Origin of the sequence: Tumebacillus avium (assembly GCF_002162355.1) — a bacterium.
Classification (GTDB): domain Bacteria; phylum Bacillota; class Bacilli; order Tumebacillales; family Tumebacillaceae; genus Tumebacillus_A; species Tumebacillus_A avium.
Window position 1 is genome coordinate 4,184,611 of record NZ_CP021434.1, and the last position, 13,848, is coordinate 4,198,458.

General features: G+C 56.9%; 14 protein-coding genes. 2 read left to right on the top strand and 12 right to left on the bottom strand.

Annotation, left to right across the window (positions count from 1 at the left end; all coding sequences use genetic code 11):
- Positions 1-323: 323 nt before the first annotated feature.
- On the bottom strand, positions 324-1,871 hold the full coding sequence (locus CBW65_RS19425) for an ABC-F family ATP-binding cassette domain-containing protein (protein WP_087458253.1): 1,548 nt from the start codon (positions 1,869-1,871) through the stop codon (positions 324-326).
- Between the two features lie 397 nt (positions 1,872-2,268).
- On the opposite strand from CBW65_RS19425, the gene CBW65_RS19430 reads away from it, so the two are divergent.
- The gene (locus CBW65_RS19430; protein WP_087458254.1) at positions 2,269-2,487 is read left to right on the top strand and encodes a hypothetical protein; all 219 of its coding nucleotides are present in this window, start codon (positions 2,269-2,271) and stop codon (positions 2,485-2,487) included.
- A 241-nt stretch (positions 2,488-2,728) separates the two neighbouring features.
- Here the strand turns inward: CBW65_RS19430 and CBW65_RS19435 are convergent, their stop codons facing one another.
- The 10 genes from CBW65_RS19435 to surE form a co-directional block, all read right to left on the bottom strand.
- Positions 2,729-3,526 carry a DnaD domain-containing protein gene (locus tag CBW65_RS19435; protein ID WP_087458255.1) on the bottom strand — a complete coding sequence of 266 codons (798 nt, stop codon included), beginning with the start codon at positions 3,524-3,526 and terminating at the stop codon, positions 2,729-2,731.
- Between the two features lie 122 nt (positions 3,527-3,648).
- On the bottom strand, positions 3,649-4,947 hold the full coding sequence (gene asnS, locus CBW65_RS19440; protein WP_087458256.1) for an asparagine--tRNA ligase: 1,299 nt from the start codon (positions 4,945-4,947) through the stop codon (positions 3,649-3,651).
- 121 nt (positions 4,948-5,068) lie between these two features.
- Positions 5,069-6,283 carry an acetate/propionate family kinase gene (locus tag CBW65_RS19445; protein WP_087458257.1) on the bottom strand — a complete coding sequence of 405 codons (1,215 nt, stop codon included), beginning with the start codon at positions 6,281-6,283 and terminating at the stop codon, positions 5,069-5,071.
- The gene (locus tag CBW65_RS19450) at positions 6,280-7,152 is read right to left on the bottom strand and encodes a 3-hydroxyacyl-CoA dehydrogenase family protein (protein WP_087458258.1); all 873 of its coding nucleotides are present in this window, start codon (positions 7,150-7,152) and stop codon (positions 6,280-6,282) included. Before CBW65_RS19450 ends, CBW65_RS19445 begins: the two co-directional genes overlap by 4 nt.
- Before the next feature lie 94 nt (positions 7,153-7,246).
- Positions 7,247-8,098 carry an SRPBCC family protein gene (locus CBW65_RS19455; RefSeq protein WP_087458259.1) on the bottom strand — a complete coding sequence of 284 codons (852 nt, stop codon included), beginning with the start codon at positions 8,096-8,098 and terminating at the stop codon, positions 7,247-7,249.
- Positions 8,099-8,209: 111 nt separating this feature from the next.
- Positions 8,210-9,712 (bottom strand): AAA family ATPase, encoded by a 1,503-nt coding sequence (locus CBW65_RS19460; protein WP_087458260.1) that lies wholly within the window; start codon positions 9,710-9,712, stop codon positions 8,210-8,212.
- Entirely contained in the window at positions 9,709-10,257 is a 549-nt protein-coding gene (locus CBW65_RS19465; RefSeq protein WP_087458261.1) for a hypothetical protein, read from the bottom strand. The genes CBW65_RS19460 and CBW65_RS19465 overlap by 4 nt, the downstream gene beginning before the upstream one ends.
- A 140-nt stretch (positions 10,258-10,397) precedes the next feature.
- Positions 10,398-10,958 (bottom strand): hypothetical protein, encoded by a 561-nt coding sequence (locus CBW65_RS19470; protein WP_087458262.1) that lies wholly within the window; start codon positions 10,956-10,958, stop codon positions 10,398-10,400.
- A 54-nt stretch (positions 10,959-11,012) separates the two neighbouring features.
- Positions 11,013-11,189 carry a DUF4264 family protein gene (locus CBW65_RS24365; protein WP_157722070.1) on the bottom strand — a complete coding sequence of 59 codons (177 nt, stop codon included), beginning with the start codon at positions 11,187-11,189 and terminating at the stop codon, positions 11,013-11,015.
- Positions 11,190-11,212: 23 nt separating this feature from the next.
- A complete protein-coding gene (surE, locus tag CBW65_RS19475; RefSeq protein ID WP_087458263.1) occupies positions 11,213-11,971 on the bottom strand; it encodes a 5'/3'-nucleotidase SurE in 759 nt (252 codons plus the stop codon).
- Positions 11,972-12,078: 107 nt separating this feature from the next.
- On the opposite strand from surE, the gene CBW65_RS19480 reads away from it, so the two are divergent.
- A complete protein-coding gene (locus tag CBW65_RS19480; RefSeq protein WP_087458264.1) occupies positions 12,079-12,279 on the top strand; it encodes a hypothetical protein in 201 nt (66 codons plus the stop codon).
- A gap of 263 nt (positions 12,280-12,542) precedes the next feature.
- On the opposite strand, the gene CBW65_RS19485 is transcribed toward CBW65_RS19480, so the two are convergent.
- Positions 12,543-13,841 (bottom strand): amidohydrolase, encoded by a 1,299-nt coding sequence (locus CBW65_RS19485; protein ID WP_087458265.1) that lies wholly within the window; start codon positions 13,839-13,841, stop codon positions 12,543-12,545.
- Positions 13,842-13,848 lie beyond the last annotated feature (7 nt).

The following is a 13,848-nucleotide window of genomic DNA, read 5'->3' on the forward strand; positions in this document are numbered from 1 at the left end:
CGGGAGGAGAGAAATAGGAGCCGGGACCCTGTGTCCCGGTCTGGAAAACGAGAAAGAAGCCCTGACATGCGACAGGGCTTCTTGGCATAGCGAAGTGCGGGACCTAAGGCTTGCGATGCAGGACCGTATGCGCAGAGGCCCGTCGGCGGGTATTTCCAGAGAAATGAGAACTTTCGTGTTGATTCGCCTTTCTCTTCCTAAAGTACGTCTGATTTTGTCAGATTATGAATTGTCGATTTCCCATTTCCACGGAAATGAGATAATTCGCACATTTCTACAATAAGAAGCGAATCTGCGTCAGTTTTTGTCGAGCGGCGGTGCGCTTATTTCTGCCAGTGTTCCACATCCCAGACCTGATGCACCCAGCCTTGGTAAAATTCCGGTTCGTGCGACACGAGCAACACGGTGCCGGGGTATTGGCGCAGGGCTTCTTGCAGCGCTTCTTTGGCCGCCTGGTCGAGATGGTTGGTCGGTTCGTCCAGCACAAGCAGGTTGCTGTCGGCGAGCATCAGGTGGCAGAGCCGGACTTTTGTCTGCTCGCCCCCACTCAGTGATTTCATCGGCTGCCCGATATGCTCCGTGCGCAAGCCGCAGCGGGCCAAGGCGGAGCGGACTTCTTTTTGCGTCATCTTCGGATGGGCGCGCCAGACGTCTTCGAGCGCGGTGTGCGGGGCTTGGGATTCGGCTTCCTGCTCGAAGTAGGCCGGCTGCACCCGTTCCCCGAGCTGAACGGAGCCGCTAATCGACGGCAACTGACCAAGCAAGGTGCGCAAAGTGGTCGTTTTGCCGATCCCGTTGTAGCCGACCAACGCGACTTTTTCTCCGCGCTTCAAGCGCAGGTCGACCGGGGCAAACAGCGGCTTGTCATAGCCGACACAGAGCCCTTCGGCGAGCAGCACGGTCGTGACCGGCTCGACGCTGACCCCAAACGCAAAGCGCGGACGCGGCACCGGAGTGGGCTTGTCGATGCGCTCGATCTTGTGCAGGCGCTTTTCCCGGCTCTTGGCCTGTTTGGCGGTCGAGGCGCGGGTTTTGTTTTTCTGGATGTAGGTCTCCAGCTTTTGGATCTCCTGCTGCTGCCGGACAAAAGCGTGGTAGATTTGCTGTTTGCGCAAGTCATAGGCGGCGACATATTGCTGGAAGCTACCCGTAAAGCGGGTCAGGGTCTGGTGTTCCAGATGATAGACGACGCTTACGACTTTGCCCAGGAAGTCCTGGTCATGGGAAATCAGGACAAAGGCGTGCGGGTAGCTTTGCAGGTGCCCGGTCAACCATTCGATATGCGCCGTGTCGAGGTAGTTGGTCGGCTCGTCGAGCAGGAGCACGTCAGGCTTTTGCAGCAAGAGTTTGGCGAGCAAAAGCTTGGTGCGCTGCCCGCCGCTGAGGGCGCTGACGTCGGTTTCGAGGCCGAGTTCGGTCAGGCCAAGCCCGGCCGCGACCTCTTCGACTTTGGCGTCGACGGCGTAAAAATCGTTTTCTTCCAAGAACTCCTGCAGCAGCCCAAAGCGTTTGATCGCCGCATCCAAGGCGGCCCCTTCCGCGGTGCCCATCCGCTCGGCCGCCTGCAGCATTTCCCGTTCGGCTGTATAGAGTCCCGCAAAAGCGCCGCGCAGGAAATCACGCATCGTCTCGCCAGGCTGCAGGTCGACATGCTGTTCCAAAAAGCCGCGCTGCACCTGCGGCAGCCAGTCGATGCGGCCGGCGTCGGGGATCGTCTGCCCGATCAAAATTTTCAGCAGGGTCGATTTGCCCGCTCCGTTCGGCCCGACCAGACCAACATGTTCGCCTGCAAGCAGGCGGAACTGCACGTCACGCAGCACCGTTTTATCGCCAAACCCGTGGGTCAATCCTTCTACGTTTACAATGCTCATTGAAAAACACTCCTTCGCTTGGTCGTTCACAGCTACCGGTGCCAAGCGCAAGAAACAGCGAAAAAGGCAACAAAAAACGAGTAGAGCAAAACACGCTCTACCCGTATCTGTGGTCATCAAAAGACATGCCTGCACAGAGGGTCCGTGTTCTGTCTCGCTGTTCTTGCAACATGGCAGATGCGTAAAAATGGGCAGACTTCTCCCGTTTTACGACAGCACCTGTTGAAAAACAACGGACATAAACATTGGGTTCCCTTCACTCCTTCGCAGGTTAGTTGTACATAATTTACCACCATCTTACAAAGGACGCAAGCCCTTTTTGTGTCGAAAAAACGCATAGGTCAAGCGGCGGGCGGCGTAGTGTAAGAACATCAAAGAGTCAGGGGGGTCAACAAACATGTCACTCGTGCTCATGGAAGACCTGCGCAAGCCCATGCCCAAGCGGCGTTTTGCTTTCGTCCATTCGGTGCGCATCTTCCGCCCCGTCGTCAAAGTCGCCCGCTTCGCCTTCCGCAGCAGCCGGTTCCTGCTCCGCCGGGCGATCTGGGTGATCAAAGGCGATTCCGCCAAGCCGCTGCACCAAGAGATTCAGGTGGTGACCAGACAAGAGCACTAACGCGTACAAAAAGCCCCATGGCGGCCGCCATGGGGCTTTCAGATGCAAAAGATCACTAAGTCTATTCGTGACACTAGGTCTATTCATGACACCATGTCTTTTCATGACACCATGTCTTTTCATGACACTATGCCTTTTCATGACACTATGCCTTTTCATGACACTATGCCTTTTCATGACACTATGCCTTTTCATGACACTATGCCTTTTAAACGTACATGTATTTTGCAGATCGTTATGTTTATCCGTTACCGCCGTAGACTTTGTAAAACATATCATACTTGTTGCCGGAGTCTTCATCACTTGCGGCTGCCGGCTTATTGCCTGCGTTGCCGTTTTTGTTGCCCGTTTTGTTGTTCTGGCCGCGGGTTGGGATGCGGTTGCGGAACTGCTCGCGGTGGACGGTGAGGTCTTGGATGGAACGGATGTTGCTCTTCCCCCACTCGAACAAAATTCGGTCGATATAGCGGAAGTTGAACTTCCCGGCCAGCACCGCTTCTTTTAACGCCTCTCGGATCAGCTCTTCCCGATAATGATCCTGGTCGATCCAGCAGGAGATGCGCTCATACTCGATCGGCGAGATCGGACGGCCAAATTCCTGCTCGAACAACGCAAACAGATTCTGCTGCTGCTCCCGCTGCTCCAGCATGTCGTAGCTCGACACCGGCTTCGCGGCAGGTGCTGCAGGTGCAACCGGCGGTTTTGGTTCCAGCAGCTTGGCCAGTTTTGCATACAAGGGTCGCAAGCTCAGCGCATCATGCCCCAGCCCGTGCTCGTCGATGTCGAGCAGTCCGCGATGCACCAACTGCTGCACCATCCCGGCCAGCACGTCCGGGTGCAGAGTCATCCGCTCGCCCAGCTCGCGCGGCGTCGGAAACTCGATCCCTTCCTGGCGAAACTGCATGACATGCAGCACCAGCATCATCTCTTCATCAGATAAACCCAGTCGTTTATATTCACGCAATAAAATCCCCGGAATGGCGACAAATCCGGATGACATGAGAACGGTGAAAGCACTCTCCTGTGTCTGTCTCTGCATCCGATTCTCTCCCCCTCTTCTCTAGTAGCGAACCTTAGTATATCACAAGTTCTATGCGAACAGAGGTACGTAAATGCAAAAAAGGACAAGCATATTCTGCTTGTCCCAAAGCGTCGTGCGATTTACGGATACAGACGGTACAGCGTGCGCGGAATCATGATCGTTTCACGGATGTGATCGATGCCGCAGATCCACGCGATGGTGCGCTCCAGACCGATCCCGAAGCCGGAGTGCGGCACAGAACCGTATTTGCGCAGTTCGAGGTACCAGTTGTAGGACTCGTCGAAGTTCTCGTGTTCAAAGCGCTGTTTCATCAGCTCGTAGTCATGAATACGCTCCGAGCCGCCGACGATCTCGCCGTAGCCTTCCGGTGCCAGCAGGTCGGCGCCGAGAATGACGTCCGGGTTCTCCGGGTCGGGCTGCATGTAGAACGCCTTGATGTTCGCCGGCCATTTTTCCACGAAGATCGGGAGATCAAAGTGGTTGGTCAGCTCCGTCTCATGCGGTGCCCCGAAGTCTTCGCCGTACGGGAAGTCATGACCTTTTTCCTGCAGGATCTTGACCGCTTCCGCATAGGTGATGATCGGGAACTTCTCAGCAACGACGCGCTCGAGCGGAGCCGTGTCGCGCTCCAGCGTTTTCAGCTCGTACTTGCAGTTGTCGAGGATGTGCTTGATCGTGTATTTGACCAGGGCTTCCTGGATCTGCAGATTTTCTTGATGTCCCACGTACGCCATCTCCGGCTCGATCATCCAGAACTCGTTCATATGCTTGCGGGTCTTGGACTTCTCGGCGCGGAAGGTCGGGCCAAAGGAGTACACGCGGCCCAGCGCCATTGCAGCCGCTTCCATGTAGAGCTGGCCGGATTGGGAGAGGTACGCCGATTCGCCGTTGACGTATTCCGTCTCAAACATGTTGGTCGTGCCTTCTGCGGAAGACGGGGTCAGGACCGGCGGATCAACTTGGGTAAAGCCGTTTTCGTCAAAGAATGCGCGCATGCCTTTGATCACTTCGGCGCGGATCTTCAAGATCGCGCGTTGGCGCGGCGAGCGAATCCACAGATGACGGTGGTCGAGCAAGAAGTCAACGCCATGCTCTTTCGGGGTGATCGGGTAGTCTTCGGTGCGGGAGACAACTTCGATGCCGGTCACGGTGATCTCATAGCCGATCTGCGAGCGCTCTTCCTGGCGCACGAGGCCGGTCACGCGGATCGAAGATTCCTGCGACAGGCCTTTCGCCAGCTCGAACAGCTCTTCCGGCACGTCTTGTTTCACGACGACGCACTGAATAAACCCGGTGCCGTCGCGGAAGTTCAAGAAAGCGATCTTGCCGGAGGAACGTTTGTTCCACAGCCAGCCTTCCAATGTTACTTCTTGATCGACAAATTCGCCAATGCGTTCAATTCTTGCTTTTACAGTCACTTGCTATCCCTCCAACTGTTACGAGAACAGAGAATCAACAAAGTCCACTTTGTATGTAGTCAGAGTCCATTATAGTCCACTTTGGCCGAAAAAACCAGTTTTGGATTCTACTTTAGATTGATCATGACTCCTCTTTCGCCAGCATCCCCGTGACGAGGACGTTGGTGTCGCGGGCGATCATCAGCTCTTCGTTGGTCGGGATGACGCAGACTTTGACTTTCGAGGCCGGGGTGGAGATCAGGCGCTCGCCTTGGCCATGATCATTAGCGGCCGGGTCAAGCTCGACGCCGAGGTAGGTTAGATTGTCACAGATCAGCCCACGCAGCAAAGGTGAATTTTCCCCGACGCCTGCCGTGAACAGGATCACGTCGACGCCGTTCATCGCGGCGGCGTAGGCCCCGATGTATTTGCGGATGCGGTACTCGTACATCGCAAAGGCGAGCGATGCGCGCATGCTTCCTTTTGCCCGCGCCTCAACCACTTTGCGCATATCGCCTGACAAGCCCGACACGCCAAACAGGCCGCTGTGCTTGTTTAACATCGAAGTCAGCTCGTCAAAGCTCAGCCCTTCCTTCGCCATCACAAACTCATGCAGGCTTGGATCGATGTCCCCGCTCCTCGTGCCCATCATCACGCCTTCCAGCGGCGTCATCCCCATGCTCGTGTCGATCGAACGCCCCCGCTCGATCGCAGCCAGGCTCGCCCCGTTGCCGATGTGGCAGGAGATCACTTTCAAAGCGGACAGATCGCGCCCGACCAGACCTGGCACCCGCGACGCGCAGTAGCGGTGCGACGTGCCGTGAAAACCATACCGGCGCACCTTATGCCGCTGATACAGCACATACGGCACCGGATACAGGTAATGCTCTTGCGGCATCGTCTGATGAAACGCCGTGTCAAACACCGCCACCTGCGGCACGCTTGGCAGCACGTCCTCCATCGCTTCAATCCCCAGCAGATTCGCCGGGTTGTGCAGTGGAGCCAACTCGATCGTATCAGCGATCGCCCTTTTCACATCGTCCGTGACCAGAATCGATGACGAAAACGCCTCTCCCCCGTGCACCACGCGATGTCCGACCGCCGCGATCTCTTCTGCCGACGACAGCACGCCGACTTCCCCTGCCGTCAACGTCGCCAGCACCTGCCGCAGCGCCTCGCGATGATCCAGAATCGGCGCGGTCACGCTGCCTTCTTTTCCGTCCGACTTGTACGAATGCGTCCCTTCCTCGCTCCCGATCTTCTCCACCGTTCCTTTGATCAGCACCGCTTCCTCCGGCATCGCAAACAGCTGGTATTTCAGCGACGAGCTTCCGCAGTTTAGCACCAGCACTTTCATGCCTGCACCTCCCCCGCCTCATCGTAGCGGTAAAACCCCTGCCGCGCCTTCATCCCCAAATGACCGGCCCGCACCAGTTTGCGCAGATAGGCGGCCGGACGATAACGCGGATCGGCCGTCTCGAAATACAGCCCCTCCAGCATGTCCACCACCGAATCCAAGCCAAACAAATCGGCGATCTCCAGCGGCCCGTAGCTAAAGCCATAGCCGACTTTCATCGCCGTATCCACATCCCGTTCGCTCGCCACGCCTTCCGCCACGATCGCCGCCGCTTCGTTGATCAAAGGCAGCATCAACCGACTGGTAACATAACCGGGAGACTCGTAAACTTGTATTGCCGTTTTCCCGAGCCCTTTCACAAACTCAAACGCCGCGTGAAACGTCGCTTGCGATGTGTTCAGCCCGCGCACCACTTCCACCAGTTCACGCCGTTCCGGCGGATAATGAAAATGCAGGCCGATCACCCGCTCCGGATGTTCCGTCTGCGCCGCGATCTCCGTCAGCGACAAGGTGGAGGTGTTGCTGGCGAGGATCGCCTTGGGCCCGACGACACGCTCCGCCAACTGCAGCGCTTCGCTTTTTGCCTCCAGCTGCTCCCACACGCATTCGATCACCAGCTCGCACTCGCGCAGTTCGTTCGCATCGGTGGTGAGTTGAATGCGCGACAGGATCACCTTTTTCTCCGCTTCCGTGATCCCCCATTTCGTCAACCGCCGGTCGAGCGCCAACTCCAGCCCCTGCCTTGCTTGTTCCAGTTCGGCCTGCGTCTGGTCGAGCAGCACCACGTCCAACCCTTTGCCTGCGATCGCCTGCGCAATCCCCTGTCCCATCGTGCCTGCTCCGATGATTCCAACATGTTGAATGTTCATGGAATCCCCTCCTTCATTTCAGTAGCATAACCAAAAAAGACCTCGGCCTCTCCCCGCCAAGGTCTTTCTGCCGCCTGCTCTATACTTGTGAAGGCTATACTTTCGAAGGCTCGTCGCTGTACAGATGGTTCCACAAAAAGCCCATCAGGTTGCTCCAGCCCTCTTCATGCTCCTGATATTCCTGATCCCACTCCGCCCCGTGTCCAAATCCCTCATGCTCCAGGGAGACACAGGTCTCGCCTTTGCCCTCTTGCAACTCAATCCTTACGGAGGTCGGCGGCAGGTCGGTCATGTACCACCGCCAGGACAGGCGGATGCGCTTGCCCGGCACCAGTTCGACCACATAGCCGGTGCCGTCGGTGGGAAAGTCATCGCGCAGCCAATACGAGCCGCCTTGGCGCGGGTCAAGAGACGCTTCTCTGGCAAACCACGTCATCAGTTGCCTGCGCTCGGTGAACGCCTGATACACCCGCTCCGCCGAATACGGCACTACCGTCTCCTTGACGATCGAACGCGTTTTGCCGCGGCCTGTGACATGCAGCAGCGTATCCAGCGCTTCATCCCAGCCGTCGCTTTGTGCCGCGATCGCAAGGTCCCACTCCGGGCCGTCGCCAAATCCATGTTCGGTCAGCACCAGCCGTGTGCCGCCCGCTTCGCTCTGCAGCGAAAAATGCACCACCGTATCGTGCCCTTTACACTCGCTCTCCCAGCGGAACACAAAATCATAGCCCGGGTTTTCCTCAACCACGAGGCACGGAATCTCCACCGTCTTCTGCGGCAGATCCCACCCCAACTGCAAAACCTCTCCGTCCCGAGAAGCACGGTGCGAGAACCAGCGGGCGATCTCCGACGGCTGGGACAGCATCATATACACTTCGTTGGTTGTCGCCGCCAAGACCAGGCTCCGCTCGATGACCCTTGTTCCGGCTTCATAACGATTGTTCATCCGGCACTGCACCGCCCTTCTATCCTCTAATGCTTTCACTCATTATAGAACAATGCGCGCCGAAAAACAAAAATCCGCCGCTCCCGAAGGAACAGCGGATTTGATAGAAGATTAAACGGCAACCGGCTGCTTTTCGTTCACAGCCATCCAAGCGCGGAACTCATCGCCCGACATGTTTTCATCACGGACGAGATCGATCGCCAGTTCGTTGATGCCGTCCTTGTAGACGGACAGCAGTTCACGGGTTGCTTCGTAGATGTCAGCAAAAATGCGGCGGATCTCTTCATCGAGCACATTGCGCTGCAAGTTGTCGATGTCGACGATGCCAAGCGAGGACAAACCGCACGCCACGATGGTGCGCGCCATGTTGGTCGCCTGCTGGATGTCGCCTTGCGCGCCGGTCGAACGGTTGCCGTAGATCAGCTCTTCGGCCACGGTGCCGCCCAGCGCGATTTTGATCTGGTTGACCAGTTGATCATAAGTGTACAGGTAGCCATCCGACTCCGGCACCTGACGGACAAAGCCCAAGGCGTTGCCGCGCGGCGCGATCGTGATGTGCGAAACGGACGCTTTGCGCACCGATTCGCTGACGATCGCGTGGCCCAGTTCGTGCACCGCCACGCGCTCCAGCTCTTCTTGACGCGGTCGTTTGCCGGTGCGCTCGCCGAGCAGGACTTTATCGACCGAGTCGCGGAAGTGCAGCTGCTCGATCTTGTCTTTGTTTTCGCGCATCGCCATGATCGCCGCTTCGTTGCACAAGCTTTCCAGCTGTGCGCCGGAGAAGCCGTACGCTTCGGAAGCAACTTTATCAAGGTCGACCGTGTCGGACAGAGGGCGGTTCTTGGTCTGAATCTGCAGGATGTGCAGACGGCCGTTCTTGTCCGGCAGATCGACTTTGATCTGACGGTCGAAGCGGCCCGGACGGATCAGCGCCGGGTCGAGCATGTCCAGACGGTTGGTCGCTGCGATCACCAGCACGAGCGGCGAAGACGTGGTCCCCATGCCGTCCATCTCGGTGAGCAGTTGGTTCAACGTCTGGTCATACTCTTGGTGCGACTGGTTGCCGCCGCGCTTGCCGCCGATAACATCGATCTCGTCGATAAAGATGATCGCCGATTCTTTGCCTTCTTTTTTCGCCTGCGCACGCGCTTTTTGGAACATCTGGCGCACGCGGGATGCGCCGACGCCGACATACATCTCCACGAACTCCGAGCCGGACGCCGCCACAAACACCGAGTCGGTGTAGGTCGCCGCAGCTTTTGCCAGCAAGGTTTTACCGGTTCCCGGAGGTCCGGTCAAGATGATGCCTTTCAGCGGGTTGATGCCGAGCTGCTTGATCTTGTCGCGGTGGCGCAGGAAGTCGAGCGCTTCGGTCAACTCGCGCTTCGCCATGTCCTGGCCGCCGATCTGGTCGAACTCAATGCGGTGCGATTTCGCCACTTCATGCGAAACGGCAGCCGTCGCGCCTTTGTTGCGGTCTGCCACAAAAGCAAAGGTCAGCAAAATGCCGAACAACAGCAAAAACGGTACGGTAAACTGTTGGAAGTTAAACGCGACAAACGCGATCGTCGCAACCCCAACCCCGATGATCAGCTCTTTGAGGTAGCGTTTCATTGCGACGACACCTCCTTCAGGCTGTTCAAGGTGAATGCTTGCGTGGTCTGGTACGGCACGACTTCATAGAGGTACTTGCCGTCTTTTTTCAGCTCCACAAAAATATGTTCGTCGTTCATCGAGATCTTCGACTCGACGCCGGCCTGTTTCGCCTGTGCGCCCATGTTGGCGATCATCGCCGGGAATTCTCCTTTGGCGATGCCGGCATACAGGGTCGGCTGCAGGTCACGGTACGTCTTTTCCAATGCATCCTCACGGTTGTCCGCGAGGTCGATGGTCACATAAGCGCCCAGCGAGTCATGCACGATCTGTTCAACACCTTCATAGGCCGCTTGCAGATCCGGCACCTGTTTCATGGTGACTTTGATCGCGCGCTCCTGTCCGTTCACCACCGATTCGACTTTTTGCACCGTGCCGGCTGCCATCAATTGATCTTCGAGGGGGCGTACCAGCCCGAAATTGCGGTACAGTTCCCATCCGCCGAACAATAGAGAAAGCGTGACACAGGTGATGGCCAGAATCGGGACGATCCGAATTCGAGACATGGTCCATCCCTCCTCAAAGGATATCTATATTAGTAGTTTACATAACGTCCAACTCAACTCTGTCATTATAGCACACGAACCTGACTCGCAGGTTTAGGATTCTACAGGAAAAAACACCCCTTCCGCTTGGAAGAGGTGTTTTATTTTGGCTCCGGCAATTGGATCTGCCACAGCACTTCGCCGCTTTTGAAATCGACGTAGGTATAGCCGGACTCGCCGTTTGCGAACTTCCCGTACAGCTCCCAGACGAACTTGCTCGGCGCCGAGCTGAACTCCGTCTTCGCTTTCGGCAAAACGGGACCGGGCGTGGCGTGCACCACTTCGGTGAGCGGCTGCAGCTTGGCCTCGGCGATCTCCTTGCGGACGAGCGACTTCGACCAGACCGGCTTTTTCGCGGCGGCGATCGCCTTCTCCTTCGTCAACCCTTGGTTGGCGTAGGCGGTGGCGACTACTTTTTCATCTTGCGTCCAGATGTAGACGGCGCGGCCGAGTTCATCTTTCCCGGAGATGAAAAATCCGTCCATGCCGCCGGTGTACGGCTCGACAGCAGTGACTTTTTGCAGGACGGTGGTGTCGAGCGCAGTTTGCACCGACGGTTCCGCACCTTCGAATTGGGCGTACGTAATCTCACGGACAGCAAAAACGGCTCCCCCAATCAGAGCCGTCAGGATGAAAATGGAAAGCCAAATGTACTTCTTCATCCAAAATGGTACTCTCTTTCTCTGTTATTGATCAACCTTGCGATTGATCAGCCTCTATTGATCATATTCCTCGTAGACGGAAATATTGAGGAGACCTTCTTCACCTTTGCTCAAACCAAACACGAAACCGCGTTCTTTCATCGTGTGGTTGAGAAAATCGACCACGTAATAGAGATCGCTCGGATTGTCAAATTCCGCCGTGCCCAGTGTGACGAGTTTGGTTTCTTCCATTTAGTTTCCTCCTCTTTCGTCCGCTAGTCAAGAGTCCATTTTTGCAAGTTATTCATCATGCCGTGATGGGTGAAATCAAAGTGTACAGGCGAGACGGCGATGTAGCCGTCTTTGATCGCTTGGATGTCCGAATCGGGCGCAACGTCCAAGTCTTTGAGGTCGCCGGCGAGCCAGTAGTACGCTTCCCCGCGCGGGCTGTAATGCTTCTGAAAGTCGTTGTGGTAACGGCGCTCGCCAAGCGTGGCGATCTTGACGCCTTGCACCGCATCGGGCTTGATCGGCGGGTAGTTGACGTTGAGCACGGTGTCTTTGGGGATGCCGTGCTGCAAGACCTGCGCGATCAGCTTGGCGGTAAATTCGGCAGCGCCTGCGTAGTCAAAATGTCCGGTGCCGCATTGCGAGACGGCGATCGACGGGATGCCTTGGATGGCGCCTTCAATCGCAGCCGAGACGGTGCCGGAGTACATGACGTCATTTCCTAGGTTGCTCCCTTCGTTGATTCCTGATACTACAAGATCGGGCGGAGCATCCTTCATGATTTCGTTGATGCCGATCTTCACGCAGTCGGCCGGCGTGCCGGAGACGGCGTAGGCGTCAACGCCTTCGCAGAGTTTATGATACTGGACGAACAGCGGTCTATGTAAGGTGATGCCGTGACCGGCGGCGCTGCGCTGGCGGTCGGGGGCGACAACAACAACTTTGCCCACTTTTTTCAAACGTTCGGCGAGGACGCGGATGCCTTCCGCCTGCCAGCCGTCATCATTGGAGATCAAAATACGCATGATACCACGCTCCTTTCCGCCCATTGTACCCGAATGGTAAAAACCATTCAACATACTGCCCTTGCCCTCGGAGATACTATGGCTACAACACCAGGGGGGTGAACCGGATGACAACTTCCACCTGTAGTACGGTTTCCACCGAGGAAGTCAAGCGTTACGCCGAACAGATGGCGCAAGAGCTTGGGCTGACCGACCTCTTGCACATGGAACTTTGGGCAACACCGAACCTGCGCGACCTGACGATCCCTGAGCACCTCTGCAAGATGCGCAACAGCCAATTGCGCCTGCGGAGCGAGAGCAAGCGGTAATCCGACACAAGTACGTTTCCCGATACAAAAAGTGACTATACATGCAAGAAGATGAAAAGGGATCAGCCTTTACAAGCTGATCCCTTTTCTGTGTGCCGATGGCACTAACGTGCGAAACAATGCCTGACGGCACAGTGCATCCTGCAGTACAAGTCTTACAATGAACCACAGGTCACCGTTTCTGCAAGAACTGTCGAGTCACTCACAGCGCCACGATGCAGATAAGCGCTTGGACTGAACAGGTGTTGGCCTTTCTGATCTCCTTACTCAGCAAACAGTCGATCGCAGACGCGTTGCACTTCTGCATAGATCTGCTGTTCGTCCATGGTGAGGACTTTGCGGTCTTCTACGACGAGTTCGCCGTCGACGAAGACGTGGGTGACGTCGCGGGAACCTGCGGAGTAGACGAGGTGCGCGATCATGTTGTGGCGCGGGTAGAAGTGCGGCTGGTCGATGTCGACGAGCAGCACGTCAGCCAATGCGCCTTGCTGCAGGGTGCCCAGCGTATCTTCGAGGAACAGAGCACGCGCACCGTCGGTTGTCGCCATCTCCAATGCTTTGAACGCGCTGACCGCGATCGCATCCTGGTTGACGCCTTTGTGCAGCATCGCCGCCATGCGCATTTCTTCGAACATGTCGAGGTTGTTGTTCGAAGCTGCACCGTCCGTGCCAAGGCCGACGGTCAGGCCCTTGTCCAGCATCTTCAGCACCGGCGCCACGCCGGAGCCGAGCTTGAGGTTGGAATCCGGGTTATGAGCGACGCGCACATCGTGCTTCGCCATGATCTCGATATCTTCATCCGACAAGTGCACACAGTGCGCCGCCAGAGTCGGACGGGTGAACACGCCGAGCTCTTCCATCAGCTTGATCGGCGACATGCCGTGCTGCGCGACACACTCTTCCACTTCGCGCGCCGTTTCCGACAGGTGGATCTGGATCGGCAGGTTCAGCTCTTCCGACGCTGCCACCACGCGCTTGAGGAACTCCGGCGGGCAGGTGTACGGCGCGTGCGGGCCAAACGTTACGGTGATGCGGTTGTTCGCTTTGCCGTGGTACTCTTTGCTGAATGACACCGCTTCGGCCAGCTTCTTCTCCCCATCCGGCGGGAACCCGATGATGCCGCGCGACAGGCAGGCGCGGATGCCCGATGCTTCTGCCGCTTGCGCAACGCGGTCCATCGAGAAGTACATATCGGTAAACGTCGTTGTGCCGCCTTTGAGCATCTCGAGGATCGCCAGCTGCGTGCCCCAGTAGATGTCTTCATCGGTCATCTTCGCTTCGATCGGCCAGCAGCGCTCTTCCAGCCACGTTTGCAGCGGGAGATCGTCTGCGTAGCCGCGCAGCAAAGTCATCGCCGCATGGCCATGCGTGTTGATCAGGCCCGGCATCGCCAGTTTGCCTTTCGCGTCGATCACGCGGTCAAACCCTTCCGTCGCGCCTTGGTAGGCACCGGTGCCAACCTCAGCGATGCGGTTGCCTTCCACGATCAAATAGCCTTCCGGAATCCAGGAATCTTCCAATGCAGTCACGATGACCGCACTGTGAATCAGCGTGCGTCCCATATCTCTT

Bases quoted from the DNA above. Each gene is read 5' to 3' on its own strand.
- CBW65_RS19485 (WP_087458265.1), bottom strand. From the start codon at position 13,841: ATGGGACGCACGCTGATTCACAGTGCGGTCATCGTGACTGCATTGGAA.
- CBW65_RS19460 (WP_087458260.1), bottom strand. From the start codon at position 9,712: ATGAAACGCTACCTCAAAGAGCTGATCATCGGGGTTGGGGTTGCGACG.
- CBW65_RS19430 (WP_087458254.1), top strand. From the start codon at position 2,269: ATGTCACTCGTGCTCATGGAAGACCTGCGCAAGCCCATGCCCAAGCGG.
- CBW65_RS19480 (WP_087458264.1), top strand. From the start codon at position 12,079: ATGACAACTTCCACCTGTAGTACGGTTTCCACCGAGGAAGTCAAGCGT.
- CBW65_RS19455 (WP_087458259.1), bottom strand. From the start codon at position 8,098: ATGAACAATCGTTATGAAGCCGGAACAAGGGTCATCGAGCGGAGCCTG.
- CBW65_RS19470 (WP_087458262.1), bottom strand. From the start codon at position 10,958: ATGAAGAAGTACATTTGGCTTTCCATTTTCATCCTGACGGCTCTGATT.
- CBW65_RS19465 (WP_087458261.1), bottom strand. From the start codon at position 10,257: ATGTCTCGAATTCGGATCGTCCCGATTCTGGCCATCACCTGTGTCACG.
- surE (WP_087458263.1), bottom strand. From the start codon at position 11,971: ATGCGTATTTTGATCTCCAATGATGACGGCTGGCAGGCGGAAGGCATC.
- CBW65_RS19435 (WP_087458255.1), bottom strand. From the start codon at position 3,526: ATGCAGAGACAGACACAGGAGAGTGCTTTCACCGTTCTCATGTCATCC.
- CBW65_RS24365 (WP_157722070.1), bottom strand. From the start codon at position 11,189: ATGGAAGAAACCAAACTCGTCACACTGGGCACGGCGGAATTTGACAAT.
- CBW65_RS19450 (WP_087458258.1), bottom strand. From the start codon at position 7,152: ATGAACATTCAACATGTTGGAATCATCGGAGCAGGCACGATGGGACAG.
- CBW65_RS19445 (WP_087458257.1), bottom strand. From the start codon at position 6,283: ATGAAAGTGCTGGTGCTAAACTGCGGAAGCTCGTCGCTGAAATACCAG.
- CBW65_RS19425 (WP_087458253.1), bottom strand. From the start codon at position 1,871: ATGAGCATTGTAAACGTAGAAGGATTGACCCACGGGTTTGGCGATAAA.